At 73.1% G+C, this 18074-nt stretch carries 13 protein-coding genes; all 13 read right to left on the bottom strand.

Going from position 1 to position 18074, the window contains the following annotated elements; genetic code table 11:
* Positions 1 to 38: 38 nt before the first annotated feature.
* The 13 genes from IG94_RS0126050 to hrcA all read right to left on the bottom strand — a co-directional run bounded on the left by IG94_RS0126050 (position 39) and on the right by hrcA (position 17905).
* Positions 39 to 419 carry a LamG domain-containing protein gene (locus IG94_RS0126050; protein ID WP_031041953.1) on the bottom strand — a complete coding sequence of 127 codons (381 nt, stop codon included), beginning with the start codon at positions 417 to 419 and terminating at the stop codon, positions 39 to 41.
* Positions 344 to 3682: a LamG domain-containing protein gene (locus IG94_RS0126045; RefSeq protein ID WP_031041950.1), complete on the bottom strand. Its 3339-nt coding sequence runs from the start codon at positions 3680 to 3682 to the stop codon at positions 344 to 346. Before IG94_RS0126045 ends, IG94_RS0126050 begins: the two co-directional genes overlap by 76 nt.
* 105 nt (positions 3683 to 3787) lie before the next feature.
* Positions 3788 to 5263, bottom strand: a complete 1476-nt coding sequence (locus tag IG94_RS0126040) for an FG-GAP repeat protein (protein ID WP_052410855.1) — start codon at positions 5261 to 5263, stop codon at positions 3788 to 3790.
* Between the two features lie 456 nt (positions 5264 to 5719).
* Positions 5720 to 6850: a carbohydrate kinase family protein gene (locus tag IG94_RS0126035; RefSeq protein ID WP_052410854.1), complete on the bottom strand. Its 1131-nt coding sequence runs from the start codon at positions 6848 to 6850 to the stop codon at positions 5720 to 5722.
* Positions 6851 to 6985: 135 nt separating this feature from the next.
* Positions 6986 to 7978 carry an adenosine deaminase gene (locus IG94_RS0126030; protein ID WP_031041940.1) on the bottom strand — a complete coding sequence of 331 codons (993 nt, stop codon included), beginning with the start codon at positions 7976 to 7978 and terminating at the stop codon, positions 6986 to 6988.
* 20 nt (positions 7979 to 7998) lie between these two features.
* A complete protein-coding gene (locus IG94_RS0126025) occupies positions 7999 to 8904 on the bottom strand; it encodes a ribonuclease Z (RefSeq protein WP_031041937.1) in 906 nt (301 codons plus the stop codon).
* A 19-nt stretch (positions 8905 to 8923) separates the two neighbouring features.
* Positions 8924 to 9277 carry a histidine triad nucleotide-binding protein gene (locus tag IG94_RS0126020; RefSeq protein WP_031041933.1) on the bottom strand — a complete coding sequence of 118 codons (354 nt, stop codon included), beginning with the start codon at positions 9275 to 9277 and terminating at the stop codon, positions 8924 to 8926.
* Positions 9278 to 9696: 419 nt separating this feature from the next.
* Positions 9697 to 12894 carry a S41 family peptidase gene (locus IG94_RS0126015; protein WP_031041931.1) on the bottom strand — a complete coding sequence of 1066 codons (3198 nt, stop codon included), beginning with the start codon at positions 12892 to 12894 and terminating at the stop codon, positions 9697 to 9699.
* An 81-nt stretch (positions 12895 to 12975) separates the two neighbouring features.
* Positions 12976 to 13527, bottom strand: a complete 552-nt coding sequence (locus tag IG94_RS0126010; RefSeq protein ID WP_224326188.1) for a hypothetical protein — start codon at positions 13525 to 13527, stop codon at positions 12976 to 12978.
* Positions 13528 to 13665: 138 nt separating this feature from the next.
* Positions 13666 to 14415 carry a 16S rRNA (uracil(1498)-N(3))-methyltransferase gene (locus IG94_RS0126005; RefSeq protein ID WP_031041926.1) on the bottom strand — a complete coding sequence of 250 codons (750 nt, stop codon included), beginning with the start codon at positions 14413 to 14415 and terminating at the stop codon, positions 13666 to 13668.
* Entirely contained in the window at positions 14412 to 15503 is a 1092-nt protein-coding gene (locus IG94_RS0126000; RefSeq protein ID WP_031041924.1) for a nitronate monooxygenase, read from the bottom strand. Before IG94_RS0126000 ends, IG94_RS0126005 begins: the two co-directional genes overlap by 4 nt.
* A gap of 248 nt (positions 15504 to 15751) precedes the next feature.
* Positions 15752 to 16888, bottom strand: coding sequence for a molecular chaperone DnaJ (gene dnaJ, locus IG94_RS0125995; protein ID WP_031041922.1), 1137 nt, complete (start codon positions 16886 to 16888; stop codon positions 15752 to 15754).
* Complete coding sequence (gene hrcA, locus IG94_RS0125990) at positions 16889 to 17905, bottom strand: heat-inducible transcriptional repressor HrcA (protein ID WP_031041919.1); 1017 nt, start codon at positions 17903 to 17905, stop codon at positions 16889 to 16891.
* Positions 17906 to 18074: the final 169 nt, after the last annotated feature.

Genomic DNA, 18074 nt, shown 5'->3' with positions numbered 1-18074 from the left:
GGGTGGTGCCCCGGCCCCGCAGAAGGCGGGCGGGCGCGCTACAGGTCCGTGTCCTCGGTCAACTGACTCATCCGTGCGATACCGATGGGGTCGACGACGCCGTCGTAGACACGGATCTCGTCCAGGGCGCCGGCGAAGTACTCGCTGCCTCCGTCCTGGGCGGATCGACCCACCTGGAGGCCGGCGGAGGAGGGCCACCGGGTGTGGTCCATGCCGACCGCGGTCGAGGTCAGCTGCCCGTCGACGTAGAGCCGCACCTGGTGGGTGAAGGAGTCGAACACGACCGCGAGGTGCTGTCCCGAGCCGTCCGCCGAGGGCAGCACCTGGTCGTCGGTGACCGTGGTCACCTGCGCGGTGGTGCTGTCGGTGTCGGTGACGGCCAGTTCCCACTGTGCGGTGGCGGCCTGGTAGCGGACCACGACCCGGTCGGTGTGCTCACCCGGGAGCGACAGCACAGTCTGCGAGGCGGTCGCACCGAGGTGAGCTGGGCACGCGCAGCGACCGTGTAACTGTCGGTGGCCGCGATGACGGGGGCGTCGGTGTCGGCCCAGTCACCGTCTCCGTCGAGGACGACGTGGCCGTCACCGACCAGGGCTGCCTCGTCGAACAGAGGATCCGCGGGCCGGTAGACGGCGGCGTCACCACGGAGATTGAGCGGCGGGCCGTCCGACTGGGTGTTGGCCGCGACGTGGTCGGGGGCCTCGTCGAGCGTCCAGTAGCCCTTGCGGACCGGCTTGACCGTGCCGAGCTGGGCAACCTGTGCGGCCGGCAGCACCCGGTCGTAGGCGCGCACCTCGGCCACATCGCCCTGGAAGGGGTCACGGTAGCCGGACCTGGCCAGGACACGGCCGATCTGCAGTCCGGAGAGCGACGACCACTGGGTGTGCCGAATCGCTGTCCCGGCTTCCCGACCGTCGATGTAGAGCCGCAGTTGCGGTCCGGCGTCGGCGTACGCGTCGAAGACGCCCGTGAGCAGGGTCCATTCGTCCTTGACGACGGTGCTGCCGTCGGCGACGGCCTCCCACCGGGTCATGGCTTGCACATCGGTGTCGGGGGTGGAGAACACCCACGCCTGCCTGCTGGCGTCGTACCCGAGTTCGAAGCCTGGCTCTCCGGTGCCGTCCTCGCTGATGGCGGCCATGTCGCGGTCGAGTGCGGTGGGCCGCACCCAGGCACTGACCGTGAAACTGCCTCCGGTGTCGAGCACCGCGTTCTCGGTGGCGAGCCAGGAGTCGGCCGAGCCGTCAAGGTGCGCCGCCGCGTCGACCGCACCGCCGGGGCCGGGGGCGCCGAAGGTGACCGCCGGGCCCGCCTGCGCCGGATGGCGGCCGGACTCGTCGTGGGCGAGGTCGCTGCCCGCTCCGTCGGCCAGGTTCCACTGACCGGCCGCCTGCTTGCCGTCGGTGACCAGGAACTCGTACTGCGCCGGGACACTGGAGTTGTCGGCGTTGTCGTATGCCTCCACGGTGACCCAGTGCCGCCCGGCCGTCTGCGGGGTCCAGGCGACCTCTGCGGTACCGGACTGCGCCGGCAGTGCGCTCAGTGCGGCGCCGTCGAAGCCGTAGCGGAATTCCTGCACGTCGGGGTCGGCGGCGGTGAAGCGGAAGGTGGACGTGGTGCCCACGCCGTCGTGCCAGATGTCGTCGGCCGGGTACTCGGCGGAGCTGACCGCAGGTGCTTTGGGCCGGGTGCTGTCCCAGATGAACTCGCAGCGCTGCGCGCTGCCGTCATAGCTCCACGGACCCCAGGCGTCTCCGTCGTAGGCACGCGCCGACCAGTAGACGACCGTGTTCTGCGGGATCTGCGGTTCGCCACTCGGTCGTTGTTTGAGGGAGTAGGAGAACACCGTGCCGGGGGTGGGCGACTTGTAGCCGGTGTCGTAGGTGAAGGAGCGGGCGGTGCCCCCGCCGTCCGTCCAGTCGACCTTGTACTGCATCTTCACCTGGTCGGTGGAGGACGACGTCTGGTCCGGGTCCCGTGCCTCGGCGCGCAGTTGCGGCAGCACGTCGGTGTAGGGCCGGCCGCTGCCCCAGGTGCACGTGCCACCGGGGTTGGACGACATCCGCCGGTAGTCGACCTGCTGGGGCGGATTGTTGTACGTGATTTTCAGGTAGGCATTGCCGCAGATCCTCTTCCAACCGCCGTAAGACGATTCGCTCTTGGCCTTCAGGCCGAGAGAGAGGGACGACCAGCCCCCGGAGGCAGCCGCCTTCGCCTCGCTCAGCAACTCACCGTTGCTGAAGTGCAGGTTGGCCTGGCTGGAGCAGGAGGTCGGCGAGATCTTCTTGTCGACGGTGGCGAGGTAGTCGTCCCAGTCGTCCTTGGTGTTCCCCCAGTCGCTGGACGAGGTGACCTTGTAGTTCTTTCCACCGATCCGGTACAGGTCCACCGGTTCGGCGCGTGCGTCGGCCCAGTACACGTGGGCGACTCGGGCGGAGAAATCGGTGCTGATGATCTGCTTGCCGCTGTAGTACGACATCGGGAAGGTGAACAGCAGGCGCCGCACCCCGATCCCCTCGCAGCTCTTCGGGCTGTAGTCGAGCGGGCACTTGCCCATGCCGGCGGAGTCGGAGTACTTCCAGTCCTGTTCGGACGGCATCCCCGACATGACCGACGTCCACGCGGTGCGCGACGTCGTCTTCGGGGCCGGGTCGATCACGACCGGGTAGACGGTGTCGTCGCCGCGCAGCAGGTCCCGGTCGGGGGTGAGGGTCAGCCGGTCACCGCTCACCTCGAGCGCGACCGGCGCCTTGCGCCCGCCGTGCGCCGGGTCCAGGGCGGGGCCTCCGGTCCGGGTGCCCTCGTCGGCGGCCGGCTTCACGGCGGCGCCGTTGCGGTGGGAGGCGGCCGGAGCGGACGCCGGGCCGGCGGCAGGCTCGGCGGTGGTGTTGCCGCCGCCGTCCGGGGCAGCGCCGACGGAGTCCCACATCATCGGGCCGGAGGACTCGAAGACGGTGCCTCCCACGGCGGAGTCGGTGGCCTGCAGCGACCCTCCGTCCGTCTCTCGCACCGTGAGCCCCTGCGTGGCGATGCCGAGTTCGATGCCGTCCAGAGCTGGGCTGGCGGCTGCTTCCGCGCTCTTGACGATCAGGTAGTGGCTGAAGCCCTCCGGCTCCGCCCGTACCGCCAGGTCCACACCGGGCAGGACCTCGGCGTAGCGGGCCGTGTCACCGTTCACCTGCGGCGCGGGCAGACTTCCGGCGAGCCAAGTCAGGGCATACTCCCTGCCGGCTCTGCGCATCCGGGCGAACGGCCCGTCGCCACCGCCCGAGAAGCTGAGTTCGACGGTGGCGGCCTTCGGCGAGTAGGTGCCGTCGGTGCGCTCGGCCAGCGTGTCGTCCACCGGAACCCAGCGTCCGTCGCGGCGTGCCCGTACCGGCTGTGTGTACTCCTGGGCCGTGAACGACCCGTCCGGGTTGGCGAACACGTCCCGCCGTTCCTCACGCAGCGACGCGACCTCCACCCGTGTGCCGGCGTCGGTGGCCGCAGCGCGAGCCAGGGCTTCCGTCGGGGCCTCTCCGCTGTTCCGGGCCTGCGCCACGGCCGGGCTGTACGCGGAGTCCCCCTGCGGCAGGGCATCACCCGCCGGCGCCAGCACACCGGCGGCCAGCAGCCCGGTGAGCAGCCCTGCGATCGCCGTCGGTCTCCGACCCGGTTTCCGGCGCCCTTCAGCGCGTGTCATCCCCACCCCTGTTCTCGTTCGCGGTACGCGCCACCGCGCCCGCTCGCTCCCTGACGACGCCCCGGACCGAGGTACTCGGCCCGCCCCTTCTCGGTATCGGCCTGCTCAGCGCAGAACGGCCCCGAAAGCCGTGCCGCCGGCCGGAATCCCGGCCGCCCCCGGCGCGTAGGTGTGCTTCGCCGCCCCGCCGCTGGCCACCGTCCAGTCGAACGCGTACACAGCTCCCGATGCGCCGGGACGCCCGTACGGAGCCCCCACAAGCAAGGCGTCCGGAGTCGCCCCGAGGGACGCACCGACATACATCCGCGGAGCCGGTTCTCCGGGGATGCCGTAACCCGGGTCGATCCAGGAGTCGGAGAGGCCGCCGTCGGCGGACAGCGCGAAGATCTGCACCCCGCCCTTGTCCGTGTGTTCGGGCCCGGACTCCTCACCGGGCACGCCGGCTGCCACGCGCAGGGTGGTGCCCTGAACCACCGCGGCGACCTGCTGTCCGAAATGGTCCGCGCGTTCGGCGGTCTCGGCGGTGCCGGTCACGTTCTGATGCAGTCCCGGCACGACGGTCGTGACCGCGCCCGCCGCGGTGACCTTGTAGACCGAGACCGAACCGGCCTCGGCGGTGTCCCCGATGGCCTCCCCCGGCGATCCCACCGCGACATAGGAGCCGCCCTTGTGGGTACCGGAGGCGTCCGGCATCGGGACGGCAGCGATCGAAGTGCCGTAGCGGTCACCTCTCTCGGCCACTCCCACGGCCGGCGACTCCTGGTTGGGTGCTCCCAGAGGTTCTGGACGGCCGGCCGCGTCCAGCGAGCCACCGAAGATCCAGAAGGCGCCGGCGAACGTCTCGGCACCGATCGCCTCCCCGGGCGCCCCCACTACGAGATGAGAGGGCGTGCCGGCCAGCGAGTATCCGAAACGGTCGTTCGCCTCGACAGCTCCGGCCACTCCCGGCGCGTCCTGGTCCACCCAGCCCCACGTGCCGCCACTGAGATAGTCCACCGCTCCCGCGTCCGGCACACTGCCCACGTCTTCACCGGGGATGCCCACGGCCAGGTAGGGAGCGCCGGAGGTGGGCCGCTGGGCGGCGACGGCGTAGCCGAACAGGTCTCCCGACTCGGCACCGCCTTCCACACCGTCCTGGCTCTGGTCGTAGGACGTGGCAGCGCCGACGGCGAGACCGGCCGGGTCCCCGTAGAGAACGTGTACGGCTCCCGCGTCCTGCGCGCCCGCCACATCCGTGTAGGGCGCGCCGACGACGAGGTCGCTGCATCCGTCACCGTTCAGGTCTGCCTGCGCCAGACTGAAGCCGAACTCGGCTCCCTCCTGAGCACTGCCCCGCACCCTGTCACTGTCCTGGTCAAGGCGCTCGGCCCCCATTTCCGTACCGCCGTAGACGACGGTCACGGCACCGGCGCGCGGCTTGCCACCGATGGTCGCCTCCGGGTCGGCGACGACCATGCCCCGCACACCGTCGCCGTTGAAGTCCGCATCGGCGTTTCCGGCCTCGCAGGCGGCCACCGCCGATGCCGGGCTGTCCGGTGCCGCGACGGTCAGCAGGCCGGCCAGTGCGAACACCGTGGCCACGGCACACCAGACTTTCCCGCGCTGCGGAATATCCCTCATGCCGACCCGCCCCTCCGTCAGTGGCACCTGATGTGCAGTCAAGGTCAAGGTCGCAGCGCGCTCAAGATCCAATGTCGGACATGCCCGAACCGTCACCGTCACAGAAACATCACAGGTTCCACATCGCTCAATCACAGGGTGATCGAAATGCGCGACGCATCTGTCGCCCCGTCTTGAGGGACACCGGGCACGAAGAGGTCGTCGTGCGGTTTCCTCGGGCGGTCCGTCATGTTCGCGACCCGGGACAAGCCCGAGCTCGGACAGCGAGACGCGGGCGACGGCTTCGCTGCGGCCCGGCGGCAGGGCGAAGAGGCCACGTCGGGGCGGCCCGCGCGGTCGCCTTCCGGCGCGGGTGCCGGGCGCACCGGTCATCGCACAGGCCGGACCGACCCTGCCACGGGACCGGCCCGGAGAGTGTCAGGCCGGGCGGCGGAAGCCGATGGTCGGGACTGCTCGGCGCAGGGGCCAGGGGCCGGGGAGGTCGTCGGGGATCAGGGCGGCGAGGAAGGCGTAGCGGCGCAGGGCCGGGTCCTCGCCCTGGACCGACTGGACCTTGCGCCACCAGGCGGCGATCTCGCCCCACCCGGGCGCCGACAGGGAGCCGCCGAACTCCTGGACGGAGAGGGCGGCGGTCAGACCGGCGAAGGCGAGCCGGTCGGCCAGCGGCCAGCCGGCCAGGGTGCCGGTGACGAACCCGGCGACGAAGACGTCCCCGGCGCCGGTCGGGTCCAGGGCCTCCACCGCGATCGCCGGGACTTCCGCGCTCTCCCCCGTACGCCGGTCCACCGCGTACGCGCCCTCCGCGCCGAGGGTCACCACGGCGAGCGGCACGTGCTCGGTCAGGGCGTGCGCGGCGGCGCGCGGGCAGGTGGCGCCGGTGTAGCGCATGGCCTCCTCCGCGTTGGGCAGGAACGCTTCGCAGTGCGCGAGGTCGGGCAGGCCCGCCAGGTCCCAGGCGCCGGTGTCGTCCCACCCGACGTCGGCGAAGACACGGGTGCCGCGCGCGGCGGCCTGGGCGATCCAGGGGGCGCGGACGCCGGGCGTGAGGGAGGCGACGGCCGCGCGGGCGCGCGGCGGGCAGTCGGGCGCCGTCTCCTGGGGCGGCGGCTCGTGACCGTGGGAGACCATCGTGCGCTCCCCCTCGTACGCCATCGAGACCGTGACCGGCGAGTGCCAGCCGGGCACGGTGCGCGAGGGGCCGAGGTCGATGCCCTCGCCCTGGGCGAGCGCGTCCCAGCAGTAGTCGCCGTAGTGGTCGTCGCCGAAGGCGGCGGCCAGCGAGGTGCGCAGGCCGAGGCGGGCGAGCGCGGTCGCCATGTTGGCGATGCCGCCCGGGCTCGAACCCATCCCCCGGGCCCAGGACTCTGTGCCGCGCACGGGGGCCGATTCGAGCCCGGTGAAGACGACGTCGAGGAAGACGGTGCCGGTCAGGTACACGTCCCAGAGCGGGTCCTGCGGGTCGCGCGCGGCGGCGAGGGGATCGACCCGAGGGTGGCTGTGCGCTCCCTCGGCCTGGGCGTGGCGGTGCGTTCTCAAGGCGGCCGGCATGGGCGGTGCGGCGGGTGCGGCAGGCACGTCGGACGCTGTGGACACGGTGGACGCTGTCACGGGGCGCTCCCTGGCATGGTGCGGATCAGGCCAGTGTGCACCACGCCGCCGACAGTCCGCGGGCGTCCCGGCGCGCTAGGAGAACGTGTAGGCGTCCACCTCGGCCAGGCAGCGTGCCCGCAGTTCCTCGTCGTCCTCCAGGAAGGAGGCGAGGAACGAGTTGCGGGCCAGTTCCCGCAGCCGTTCGTCGGTGAGGCCCAGGGCCTGGCGCACGGCGTCGTAGTTGTCGCCCGCGTAGCCGCCGAAGTAGGCCGGGTCGTCGGAGTTGACCGTGCACATCAGGCCCGCGTCGAGCATCGCGGGCAGCGGGTGGTCGGCGAGGGTGTCGACCGTGCGCAGCCGGACGTTGGAGAGCGGGCACAGGGTGAGCGGGACGCGCTCGCGCACCAGCCGCTCCACCAGCGCCGGGTCCTCGACCGAGCGCAGGCCGTGGTCGACGCGCTCGACGCCGAGGACGTCGAGGGCCTGGCGGACGTACTCGGGCGGGCCCTCCTCGCCGGCGTGCGCGACCCGGCGCAGGCCGAGCGCGGCGGCGGCCTCGTAGACCGCGCCGAACTTGACCGGCGGGTGGCCGACCTCGGCGGAGTCCAGGCCGACGCCGGTGATGCGGTCGAGGTGGGGCTTGGCGGCGTCCAGGGTCGCCATCGCCGACTCGGCGGACTCGTCGCGCAGGAAGCAGAGGATCAGGCGGGTGGAGACGCCGTGGTTCTCCCGGCTTCGGCCCAGCGCCCGCCACAGCCCCTCCACGACCGTGCCCATCTCCACGCCCCGGGCGAGGTGGGCCTGCGGGTCGAAGAAGATCTCCGCGTGCCGGACGCCCTGCGCGGCGGCGCGGGCGAGGTAGGCGTTGGCGAGGTCCTCGAAGTCACGTTCCGTGCGCAGGACGGCCATCAGTTCGTAGTACAGGTTCAGGAAGGACTGAAGGTCCGCGAAGCGGTACGCCTCGCGCAGGGCGTCCTCGTCCGCGTACGGGAGCGCGACACCGTTGCGGGCGGCCAGGGAGAAGGCCAGCTCGGGTTCCAGGGTGCCTTCGATGTGGAGGTGCAGTTCGGCTTTGGGCAGGGGCATCAGAGCATCGTACGGCGGTTTCACCGACGTTTCGGAACCGGGATGCGGGTGAGGTCGCGGGCCACGGTCAGCTCGCCGTCGAATCCGGCAGCCCTCGCCTGCCGCTCGAACTCCCCGGGGTCCGAGTACCGCTGGCTGAAGTGGGTCAGGACGAGGTGGCGCACGCCCGCGTCCCGGGCGGCGCGCGCGGCCTGGCCGGCGGTCAGGTGGCCGTGGTCGGTGGCGAGGGTCTCGTCCTCGTCGAGGAAGGTGGACTCGATCACCAGCAGGTCGCAGCCCTCGGCGAGCGCGTGCACGCCCGCGCAGAGCCGGGTGTCCATGACGAACGCGAACCGCTGGCCGCGGCGCACCTCGCTGACCTCGTCGAGCGGTACGCCGCCCAGCGAGCCCTCGCGCCGGATGCGGCCGACGTCGGGGCCCTCGATGCCGTGCGCGGCGAGGCGGTCGGGCAGCATGCGGCGGCCGTCGGGCTCGGTGAGCCGGTAGCCGTACGACTCGACGGGGTGGGAGAGCTTGCGGGCGTCCAGGGTGTAGGCGGGGGTGACGGCGAGAGGGCCGTCGGTGTCGACGGGGGCCTCGGTGAGGGAGACGGTCTCGCGGTAGGCGGTGGCGTACCGCAGGCGCTCGAAGAACCGCCGCCCGGAGCGCGGGTAGTGGGCGGTGACCTCGTGCGGGACCTGGTCGAGGTTGATGCGCTGGATGACGCCGGCGAGACCGAGGCTGTGGTCGCCGTGGAAGTGCGTGACGCAGATCCGGTTCAGGTCGTGGGCGGCGGCCCCGGCGCGCAGCATCTGGCGCTGCGTGCCCTCGCCGGGGTCGAACAGGATGCCCTCGCCGTCCCAGCGGAGCAGGTAGCCGTTGTGGTTGCGGTGCCGGGTCGGGACCTGACTGGCGGTGCCGAGGACGACGAGTTCGCGTACGGACACGGGGCTGTTCCGTCCCGGCCTATCCGGGGGGCCATTCGAGGCCGCGGCCGCCGAGGACGTGGGCGTGCGCGTGCCAGACGGTCTGGCCCGCGCCGGCACCGGTGTTGAAGGTGGTGCGGTAGCTGTCGAGCCCCTCGTCGTCGGCGACGGCCTGGGTCTCGCGCAGGACGTCGGCGGCGAGCTGCGGGGCGGCGGTGGCGAGGGCGGCGGCGTCCTTGTGGTGGGCCTTGGGGATCACCAGGACGTGGGTGGGAGCCTGGGGGTTGATGTCCCGGAAGGCGACGGTGGTGTCCGTCTCGCGGACGATCGTCGCGGGGATCTGACCTGCGACGATCTTGCAGAACAGGCAGTCGTCCTGGGGTTCCCCTGCCATGGGGTGCTCCTCACGCCGGTGATCTTTCGGGGCTCATCGTATCGGCGCAGCCGCGGGCAGCGGTGCCGCCCGCCCCGGCTGCGGCAGCGGTTGCCGCCCAGCTGCGGGCAGTCGTGCCTCCCGCAGCGCCTGAACGGCCTGGGAGGCACCCCCAGGGGCGGCACGGGTGGGCGCGGGCGGCGCCCCCGCTACGCCGGGCTGCGCACCCGCCCCTTTGGCCGACTGGGGCGCAGGGCGCGTTCACCGGTGCCCTGCGCCGGAGTGAGCGCCGGGGTGGGTGCGCTCGCCCGCGCTGGCGGGGTGCCGCTGCGCCCACCCGTGCCGCCCCCAGCGGCACGACTGCCCGCAGCGGCGGCACGGGTGCCTGCAGCGGCGGCGCGGCTGCCCGCAGCGGCGGCGTGCTGCAAGGTCGTCGCAGGCTACGGCAGCGTCGGCGGGGTCTTCGCCGGGGTTTCCTCCAGGGCTGTCAGCGCCAGCGCGATCGCCTCGTCCAGTTGCGGGTCGCGGCCCGCCGCGTGGTCCTGGGGGCGCTGGGCGACCTCCACGTCCGGGTCGACGCCGTGGTTCTCCACGCCCCACCCGTAACCCTCCAGCCAGAACGCGTACTTCGGCTGCGTGATCAGCGTGCCGTCGACCAGCCGGTAGCGGCTGTCGATGCCGATGACGCCGCCCCAGGTGCGGACGCCGACGACCGGCCCGATGCCGAGCGCCTTGATCGCCGCGTTGACGATGTCGCCGTCCGAGCCGGAGAACTCGTTGGCGACGGCGACGACCGGGCCGCGGGGCGCGTCCTGCGGATAGCTGGTCGGCCGCATGCCGCGCGGCAGGTCCCAGCCGACGATGCGCCGGGCCAGCTTCTCCACGACCAGCTGGGAGGTGTGCCCGCCGCGGTTCTCACGGACGTCGACGACCAGCCCCTCCCGCGCCACCTCGACCCGCAGGTCGCGGTGGATCTGGGCCCAGCCGGGCGCCTGCATGTCGGGAACGTGCAGGTAGCCGAGCCGGCCGCCGGACTGCTCGTGGACGTGGGCGCGCCGGTCGGCGACCCAGGCGTGGTAGCGCAGCGGCTCCTCGTCGGCGAGGGGGACGACGACGGCGTGCCGCACCTCTCCCCCGCCGGACGGCGAGATGGTCAGCTCGACCGGCTTGCCCGCCGTGCCGACGAGCAGCGGTCCAGGGCCGGTGACCGGGTCGACGGCCTGTCCGGCGACGGCGACGATCGCGTCCCCGGCGCGCACGGCGACACCGGGTGCGGCGAGCGGGGAGCGGGCGTCGGGGTCGGAGGTCTCCGAGGGCAGCACGCGGTCGATGTGCCAGGCGCCGTCCTCGTGGCGGGAGAGGTCGGCGCCGAGCAGGCCCTGCCGGGCGCCGGAGCCGTGGCCGCCGCGCGGGGTGACGTAGGCGTGCGAGGTGCCGAGTTCGCCGTGCACCTCCCACAGGAGGTCGACCAGGTCGTCGTGGGTGGCGACGCGGTCGAGGACGGGCCGGTAGCGGTCCAGGACGGCGTCCCAGTCGACGCCGTTCATGTCGGCCCGCCAGTAGTGGTCCCGCATGATGCGGCCGGTCTCGTCGAACATCTGCCGCCACTCCGCGGCCGGTTCGACGGTCTGCCTGATCCGCCCCAGGTCGACGGTGATGTTGGTGTCGCTGTCCTCGTCGCCGGAGGCCCGCCGGTCGCTGGGGACGACCTTGAGCCGTCCGTCGGTCCACAGCAGCACCCGCTTGCCGTCGCCGCTGACCTCGAAGTGGTCGGCGTCGGCGCCGAGGTGCTCGACGCGCTGCTGCGCGAGGTCGTACCGCTCCAGCTCGGTGTTGGGGTCGGGGTCCTCCGGGTTGGCGCGGGAGGCGCCGAGGACGCCGGTGAGCGGGTGGCGCAGCCACAGGACGCCGTCCTTGGCGGCGCGCAGCCCGGAGTAGCGGGCGGCCTCGACCGGGAAGGGCACGATCCGGTCGGCGAGCCCCTCGATGTCGATCCGCGTGGTGGGCGTGCCCTCGCTGTCGGGGGTCTCCTCGCGGTCCGGCGTCTCGAAGGGGCGCCCGTGGCGCTGCGGGCCGAAGGGCGAGGGGGTGGTCGCGGCGAGGGTGATCAGGTAGGGCCGGGCGCCCTCGACGAAGGCCAGGTCGAAGACGTGCTCGTCGTAGACCGGGTCGAAGGAGCGGGTGGAGAGGAAGGCGAGGTGCTTGCCGTCCAGGGTGAAGGCCGGCGCGTAGTCCTTGAAGCGCAGCGGCGTCGCCTCGCTCACCGACAGGTCGGTGGTGTTGGCGAGCTTGAGCCGACGCAGCGGTTCGGGGCCGGGGTGGGACCAGGCGAGCCAGGCGGAGTCGGGCGAGAAGACGAGGCCGGAGGCGTCGCCGTCCTCGCTGCGGTCGACCTCGCGGACCTCCCCGGTCTCGCGCTCCACGAGCAGGACCCGTCCGTCGTGCGAGGCGACGGCGGCCCGGCTGCCGTCGGGGGCCATGGCGAGGTTCAGCACCCGGCCGAGCTGTCCGGCGGCCAGGCGCCGCGCGGTGGCGCCCGGGGCGAGGCCGGTGGCGGGCGCGAACTCCAGGGCGTCGTCGCCCTCGGCGTCGGTCACCCACACCACCCACTCCTCGCCGTCGGCCCGGAAGGTGCGCGGCAGCCGGGTGCGGACGCCGGGGGTCGCCGCGAGGGCGCGGGCGGGTCCCGAGCGGTGGGTGACCCAGTGCACGCCGCCGCGTACGGCGACGGCGCTGCCGCGCGCGGTGTGGTCGGGGGACGCCGAGCCGAACCAGCGGGCGGCGTTGACCGGGTACGGCTGGAGGTCGACGCGGGCGCCGCCGAGCCGGATGTCGAGCCGGCGCGGCTCGGCGCCGTCGAGGTCGTCCAGCGTCCACAGTTCACCGGCGGACGCGTACACGACCCGGGTGCCGTCGGTGGCCGCGTGCCGGGCGTAGAAGCCGTCGGTCGGTGTGTGGCGGCGCAGGTCGGAGCCGTCGGCGAGGGAGGAGTAGAGGGCGCCGGTGCCCTCGTGGTCGGAGAGGAAGGCGATCCGGTCGCCGACCCAGAAGGGGTACTCGATGTTGCCGTCGAGGTCGGCGTGCAGGCGTACGAACTCGCCGTCGTCCTCGCGGTCGATCCACAACTTGCCCGCGGTGCCGCCCCGGTAGCGCTTCCACCAGGCGGCCTCGCGGCCCATCGGCGCGGAGAGCAGCACGGTGTGCGGGCCCCGCGCGACGTCGCCCACGGGGCCGTACGGCAGGGTGGTGGCTGGTCCGCCGTCGAGCGGGACGGCGCGGGCCCAGCTGCGGCGGAGGCTGGCCTGGCCGTAGGTGCTGAGGGCGAGGACATGGCCGTCGGCGGTCCAGCCGCGTACCTGGGTCCTGATGCTGCCCCAGTGGGTGAGGCGCTTGGCGGGGCCGCCGTCGACGGGCGCGACGTGCACCTCGGGAGCGCCGTCGCGGGTGGAGGTCCAGGCGACCGCTGTGCCGTCGGGCGAGATGCGCGGGTGGTTCACCGGCACGTTGTCGGCGCTGACCCGCCAGGCCCGGCCGCCGTCGAGCGGGGCGAGCCACACGTCGTCCTCGGCGGTGAAGGCGACCAACTCGCCGTGCGGGTGCGGAAAACGGAGGTAGGCAGACGCTACGGGCTGTGTCACCCCTTCACCCTATGCAGGGGCGCCGTCCGCCGACAGAGGTTTGGATCACATACCGGCCACCCGTGCCCGCCCGGCTGCGGCTCACTTGCCCTCCACCGGACGGCAGTGCGGGTCGTCCGGGCACCAGATGGTGCGGGTGACGGTCACTGTGGGTCCGGGCTGCCCCGGGGAGGGGCGGTCGGCGGGCGGGGCGCCGGTGGCGTCGCAGTTGCCCAGCCCGTTGACGTGGAAGACCTGTTCGCCGCCCACCTCGGCGGTGAGGTCGCCGCGTACGCAGGTGCCGTCGACGACGCGGGTGACCTCGCCGTCGACGGTGATGTCCTTGCCGTCGTCGGTCTCGCCCTCGCAGTCGACGGCGACGACGGTCTCCACCTCGTCCTGCTCACCGGCCGGGGCGGTCGCACCGTCGCCGTCGCCGTCGCGGGAGGCGGTGCACGTGAGCCACCGCACGGGTGCCTGCTGCCGGTCCAGTTCCCGGGTCACGGTCTGGTCGGTCGTGTACGACACGGTGGTGGTGCCGAGCCCGCCCGGTTCGCACGCGACGAGCCCCGCGACGGCGGCGGCCGCACCGACGGCCACCGGCACCGCGCGCGCGATCCGCCTAGATGCCCCCGCGCTTCGCGTCGCTGCCACCGCGCTTCGCCTCGATGCGCCCCTGCTTCGCCGTGATGCCCCCATGGACGGCAGCGTGCCACCGGTGCGCGGCGGACGGTAGGGCGCATACGGCCACTCCTCACCACCCCGGGGAGGGCGGCGGCCCTGCGGGTGCCGTCAGGACCAGCGGCCGGTGCGGGTCAGCAGGGCGGCGGTGGCCGCGGTGCCCGCGGTGGAGGTGCGCAGGACGCTGCGGCCCAGGCGGTAGGGGTGCGCGCCGGCCTCGGCGAAGAGCGCCAACTCGTCCGGGGAGACGCCGCCTTCGGGGCCGACGACCAGCACGATGTCGCCGGAGGCGGGGAGTTCGGCGGCGGACAGGGGGGCGTCGCCGCTCTCGTGGAGTACGGCGGCGAAGGCGGCGTCGGCGAGAAGTGAGGCAACCTGCTTGCTCGTCGCCGCGTCCGCGACGTCCGGGAAGCGGACCCGGCGGGACTGCTTGCCGGCCTCGCGCGCCGTGGCCCGCCACTTGCCGAGCGCCTTGAGGCCGCGCTCGCCCTTCCACTGGGTGATGCACCGGGAGGCCGCCCACGGCACGATCGCGTCGACGCCGACCTCGGTCAGCGTCTCGACGGCCAGCTCACCGCGGTCGCCCTTGGGGAGGGCCTGGACGACGGTGATGCGGGGCTGCTCGGGCGGTTCCTCGTGGACCGGGTCCAGCTCCGCGAGGACGAGGCGGTCCTTGCCCTCGGCGGCCCGCACCACGCCCTCGGCCCAGCGTCCGCGCCCGTCGGTGAGGACCACGCCCTCGCCGGGGCGCAGCCGCTTCACGGAGACGGCGTGCCGTCCCTCGGGGCCGTCGAGGACGTACTGCCCTCCGGACAGGTCCCCGGGGGCGAGGGAGTCGACGACGAACACCGGTGCCGTCATCGGCCGGTGCCTCCCGTCGTGTAGGCGGCGTAGTCCGACAACGCCGTCCCGGCGGCCGCGAGTTCGGCCACCAGCACCTCCACCAGCTGTCCGGCGGGCAGTTCCCGTGCCATCCGGTGGCCCTGCCCCGCCCAGAGCGCCATGCCCTGCGCGTCGCCCGCCTTCGCCGCCGCCTTGCGGATGGGCGAGGTGAGGTGGTGGACGTCGGGGTAGGCGGCGGGCGCGTAGGGGCCGTGCTCGCGCAGGAAGCGGTTGACCAGGCCGCGGGCGGGGCGGCCGGAGAAGGCGCGGGTCAACTCGGTGCGGACGAACAGGGGGTTGGTCAGCGCCTGCTTGTGCAGGGCGTGCGCGCCGGACTCGGGGGTGGCGAGGAAGGCCGTGCCGAGCTGGGCCGCGGCGGCACCGGCCGCGAGGACGGAGGCGATCTGGCCGCCGCGCATGATGCCGCCGGCGGCGACGATCGGCAGGCTCACCGCCTCCCGTACCTGGGCGACCAGCGACAGCAGTCCGGTACCGGCGCCGCCGGTCTCCGCGCTGTCGCGGTGGGTGCCCTGGTGTCCGCCGGCCTCGGCGCCCTGCGCGATCACCGCGTCGGCGCCGGACCGCTCGACGGCCCGGGCCTCCTCGGCGGTGGTCGCCGCGACCAGGGCGAAGGTGCCGACGCGGTGCAGGGAGTCGACGACCTCGGGGGCCGGGACGCCGAAGTGGAAGGAGACCACCGGCACCGGGTCGTCGACGAGTACGGCGAGCTTGGCGTCGTAGCCGTCGTCCCGGCCGCTGTCGGGGTCGCCGAGTTCCGTCTCGTACCAGGCGGCCTCGCCGGCCAGCTGGTGGGCGTAGACGCCGACGGCGGCGGGGTCGGCCGTCTCCGGTTGCGGGAGGAAGAGGTTGACGCCGAAGGGGCGGGAGGTGAGGCTCCGCAGCTGTTTGATCTCCTGGTACATCCCGTCGGCGGTCTTGTACCCGGCGGCGAGGAAGCCCAGCCCGCCCGCCTCGCAGACCGCGGCGGCGAGCGGCGGCACGGAGACGCCTCCCGCCATCGGTGCCTGCACGATCGGGTAGGGGAAGAGATCGGTCACGGAGGACATGACCGCATGTTGTCACGCCCTCCGAACAAGTCCGAATCCGGGCTTCCGTTGGCATACGCCAGAGTCATCCGCATCCCGGACGCCTCCGGCACCCCGCCCCCACGGGCGCCGGTCGACCGGCGCCGACGGCCCCCGAGCCACCGGCCGCGGCGGGCGGCCGACACCCCTCAGGTACGCCGGCCGGCACCCGTAAGCACGCCGGTAGACGCCTCTCGGTACGCCGGTCGGCACCCGTCAGCACACACGGGTCAGCGCCCGTTGAACGCGTCCTTCAACCGCGAGAACAACCCCTGCTGCCCCGGCTGGAACTGCCCCGTCGGCCGCTCCTCGCCACGCTGCTGGGCCAGTTCGCGCAGGAGGCGTTCCTGTTCGGGGTCGAGCTTGGTGGGGGTGGTGACCTCGACGTGCACGATGAGGTCGCCCCGGCCGCCGCCGCGCAGGTGGGTGATGCCCCGGCCGTGTTTCGGGATCGACTGGCCGGACTGGGTGCCGGGCCGGATGTCGACCTCCTCCAGGCCGTCGAGGGTCTCCAGCGGCACCTTCGTGCCGAGCGCCGCCGCCGTCATCGGGATGGTGACCGTGCAGTGCAGGTCGTCGCCGCGGCGCTGGAACGTCGAGTGGGGCAGCTCGTGGATCTCGACGTACAGGTCGCCGGCGGGGCCGCCGCCGGGGCCGACCTCGCCCTCGCCCGCGAGCTGGATCCGGGTGCCGTTGTCGACGCCGGCCGGGATCTTCACGGTCAGGGTGCGCCGCGAGCGGATGCGGCCGTCGCCCGCGCACTCCGGGCACGGGGTCGGGACGACGGTGCCGAAGCCCTGGCACTGCGGGCAGGGCCGCGAGGTCATGACCTGGCCCAGGAAGGACCGGGTGACCTGCGAGACCTCACCGCGGCCGCGGCACATGTCACACGTCTGGGCCGAGGTGCCGGGCGCCGCGCCCTCGCCGTTGCAGGTGTTGCAGACGACGGCCGTGTCGACCTGGATGTCCTTGGTCGTGCCGAAGGCCGCCTCGTCCAGCTCGACCTCGATGCGGATCATCGCGTCCTGGCCGCGGCGGGTGCGCGAGCGCGGCCCGCGCTGCGACGCCGTACCGAAGAACGCGTCCATGATGTCCGAGAAGTTCCCGAAGCCACCCGCGCCGAAGCCGCCCGCGCCACCGCCGGCTGCCTGCGAGAGGGGGTCGCCGCCGAGGTCGTAGACCTGCTTCTTCTGCGGGTCCGAGAGCACCTCGTAGGCGGCGTTGATCTCCTTGAACCGCTCCTGGGTCTTCGGATCGGGGTTGACGTCCGGGTGCAGCTCGCGGGCGAGCCTCCTGAACGCCTTCTTGATCTCGTCCTGGGACGCGTCGCGGCGTACGCCTAGTACGGCGTAGTAGTCCGTGGCCACCTACGACTCCGCCAGGATCTGTCCGACGTACCGTGCCACTGCGCGTACCGCTCCCATCGTTCCCGGGTAGTCCATGCGGGTCGGTCCGACCACGCCGAGCTTGGCAACCGCCTCGCCGCCCGAACCGTAGCCGACCGACACGACGGACGTTGAGTTGAGTCCCTCGTGGGCGTTCTCGTGACCGATTCGGACGGTCACGCCCGGATCCTTCGCCTCGCCGAGGAGCTTGAGGAGCACGACCTGCTCCTCCAGCGCCTCCAGCACCGGCCGGATCACCAAGGGGAAGTCGTGCCCGAAGCGGGTCAGATTGGCGGTGCCGCCGATCATCAACCGCTCCTCGTTCTCCTCGACCAGCGTCTCCAGGAGAGTGGAGAGCACGGTGGAGACCGTACCGCGATCCTCGGCCTCGAAGGCCTCGGGCAGCTCCTCGACCAGAGCGGGCACGTCCGTGAAACGGCGTCCCGCGACCCGGCTGTTGAGCCGCGCGCGCAGATCCGCGAGGGATGCCTCGCCGAACGGCGCCGGACAGTCGACCATCCGCTGCTCGACCCGGCCGGTGTCCGTGATCAGCACGAGCATCAGGCGGGCGGGCGCGAGGGCCAGCAGCTCCACGTGCCGCACGGTCGAGCGGGTCAGCGACGGGTACTGCACAACGGCGACCTGCCGGGTCAGCTGCGCGAGCAGCCGGACCGTGCGGGCCACGACGTCGTCGAGGTCGACGGCGCCCTCCAGGAAGTTCTGGATGGCGCGCCGCTCGGGCGCGGTCATGGGCTTGACGCCGGCCAGCTTGTCGACGAAGAGCCGGTAGCCCTTGTCCGTCGGGATGCGCCCGGCACTGGTGTGCGGCTGGGCGATGAACCCCTCGTCCTCCAGGGCCGCCATGTCGTTGCGCACGGTGGCCGGTGAGACGCCGAGGTTGTGCCGCTCGGTGAGGGCCTTGGAGCCGACCGGCTCCTCGGTGCCGACGTAGTCCTGGACGATGGCGCGCAGCACCTCGAGCCTGCGTTCACTGAGCATTCGCGCGCACCTCCCGGGTGTCCGCCCGTGTCCTGCTGTTTCGTCTGTCCTGCCGTTTTGTCCTGGCACTCATGGTGTGCGAGTGCCAGACTTCCCCGGCCCAGTGTACGGCCGTGGGGTACGCCCACGGCAAGGCCGGTCGACGTGGCCGGTTCGGTACGGCTGGTTC

Source organism: Streptomyces olivaceus (assembly GCF_000721235.1).
GTDB classification, from domain to species: Bacteria; Actinomycetota; Actinomycetes; order Streptomycetales; family Streptomycetaceae; genus Streptomyces; species Streptomyces olivaceus.
This window is presented reverse-complemented; position numbering and strand designations above follow the sequence as displayed.

Bases quoted from the DNA above. Each gene is read 5' to 3' on its own strand.
- IG94_RS0126045 (WP_031041950.1), bottom strand. From the start codon at position 3,682: ATGACACGCGCTGAAGGGCGCCGGAAACCGGGTCGGAGACCGACGGCG.
- IG94_RS0126035 (WP_052410854.1), bottom strand. From the start codon at position 6,850: ATGCCGGCCGCCTTGAGAACGCACCGCCACGCCCAGGCCGAGGGAGCG.
- IG94_RS0126030 (WP_031041940.1), bottom strand. From the start codon at position 7,978: ATGCCCCTGCCCAAAGCCGAACTGCACCTCCACATCGAAGGCACCCTG.
- IG94_RS0126020 (WP_031041933.1), bottom strand. From the start codon at position 9,277: ATGGCAGGGGAACCCCAGGACGACTGCCTGTTCTGCAAGATCGTCGCA.
- IG94_RS0126005 (WP_031041926.1), bottom strand. From the start codon at position 14,415: ATGACGGCACCGGTGTTCGTCGTCGACTCCCTCGCCCCCGGGGACCTG.
- IG94_RS0126000 (WP_031041924.1), bottom strand. From the start codon at position 15,503: ATGTCCTCCGTGACCGATCTCTTCCCCTACCCGATCGTGCAGGCACCG.
- hrcA (WP_031041919.1), bottom strand. From the start codon at position 17,905: ATGCTCAGTGAACGCAGGCTCGAGGTGCTGCGCGCCATCGTCCAGGAC.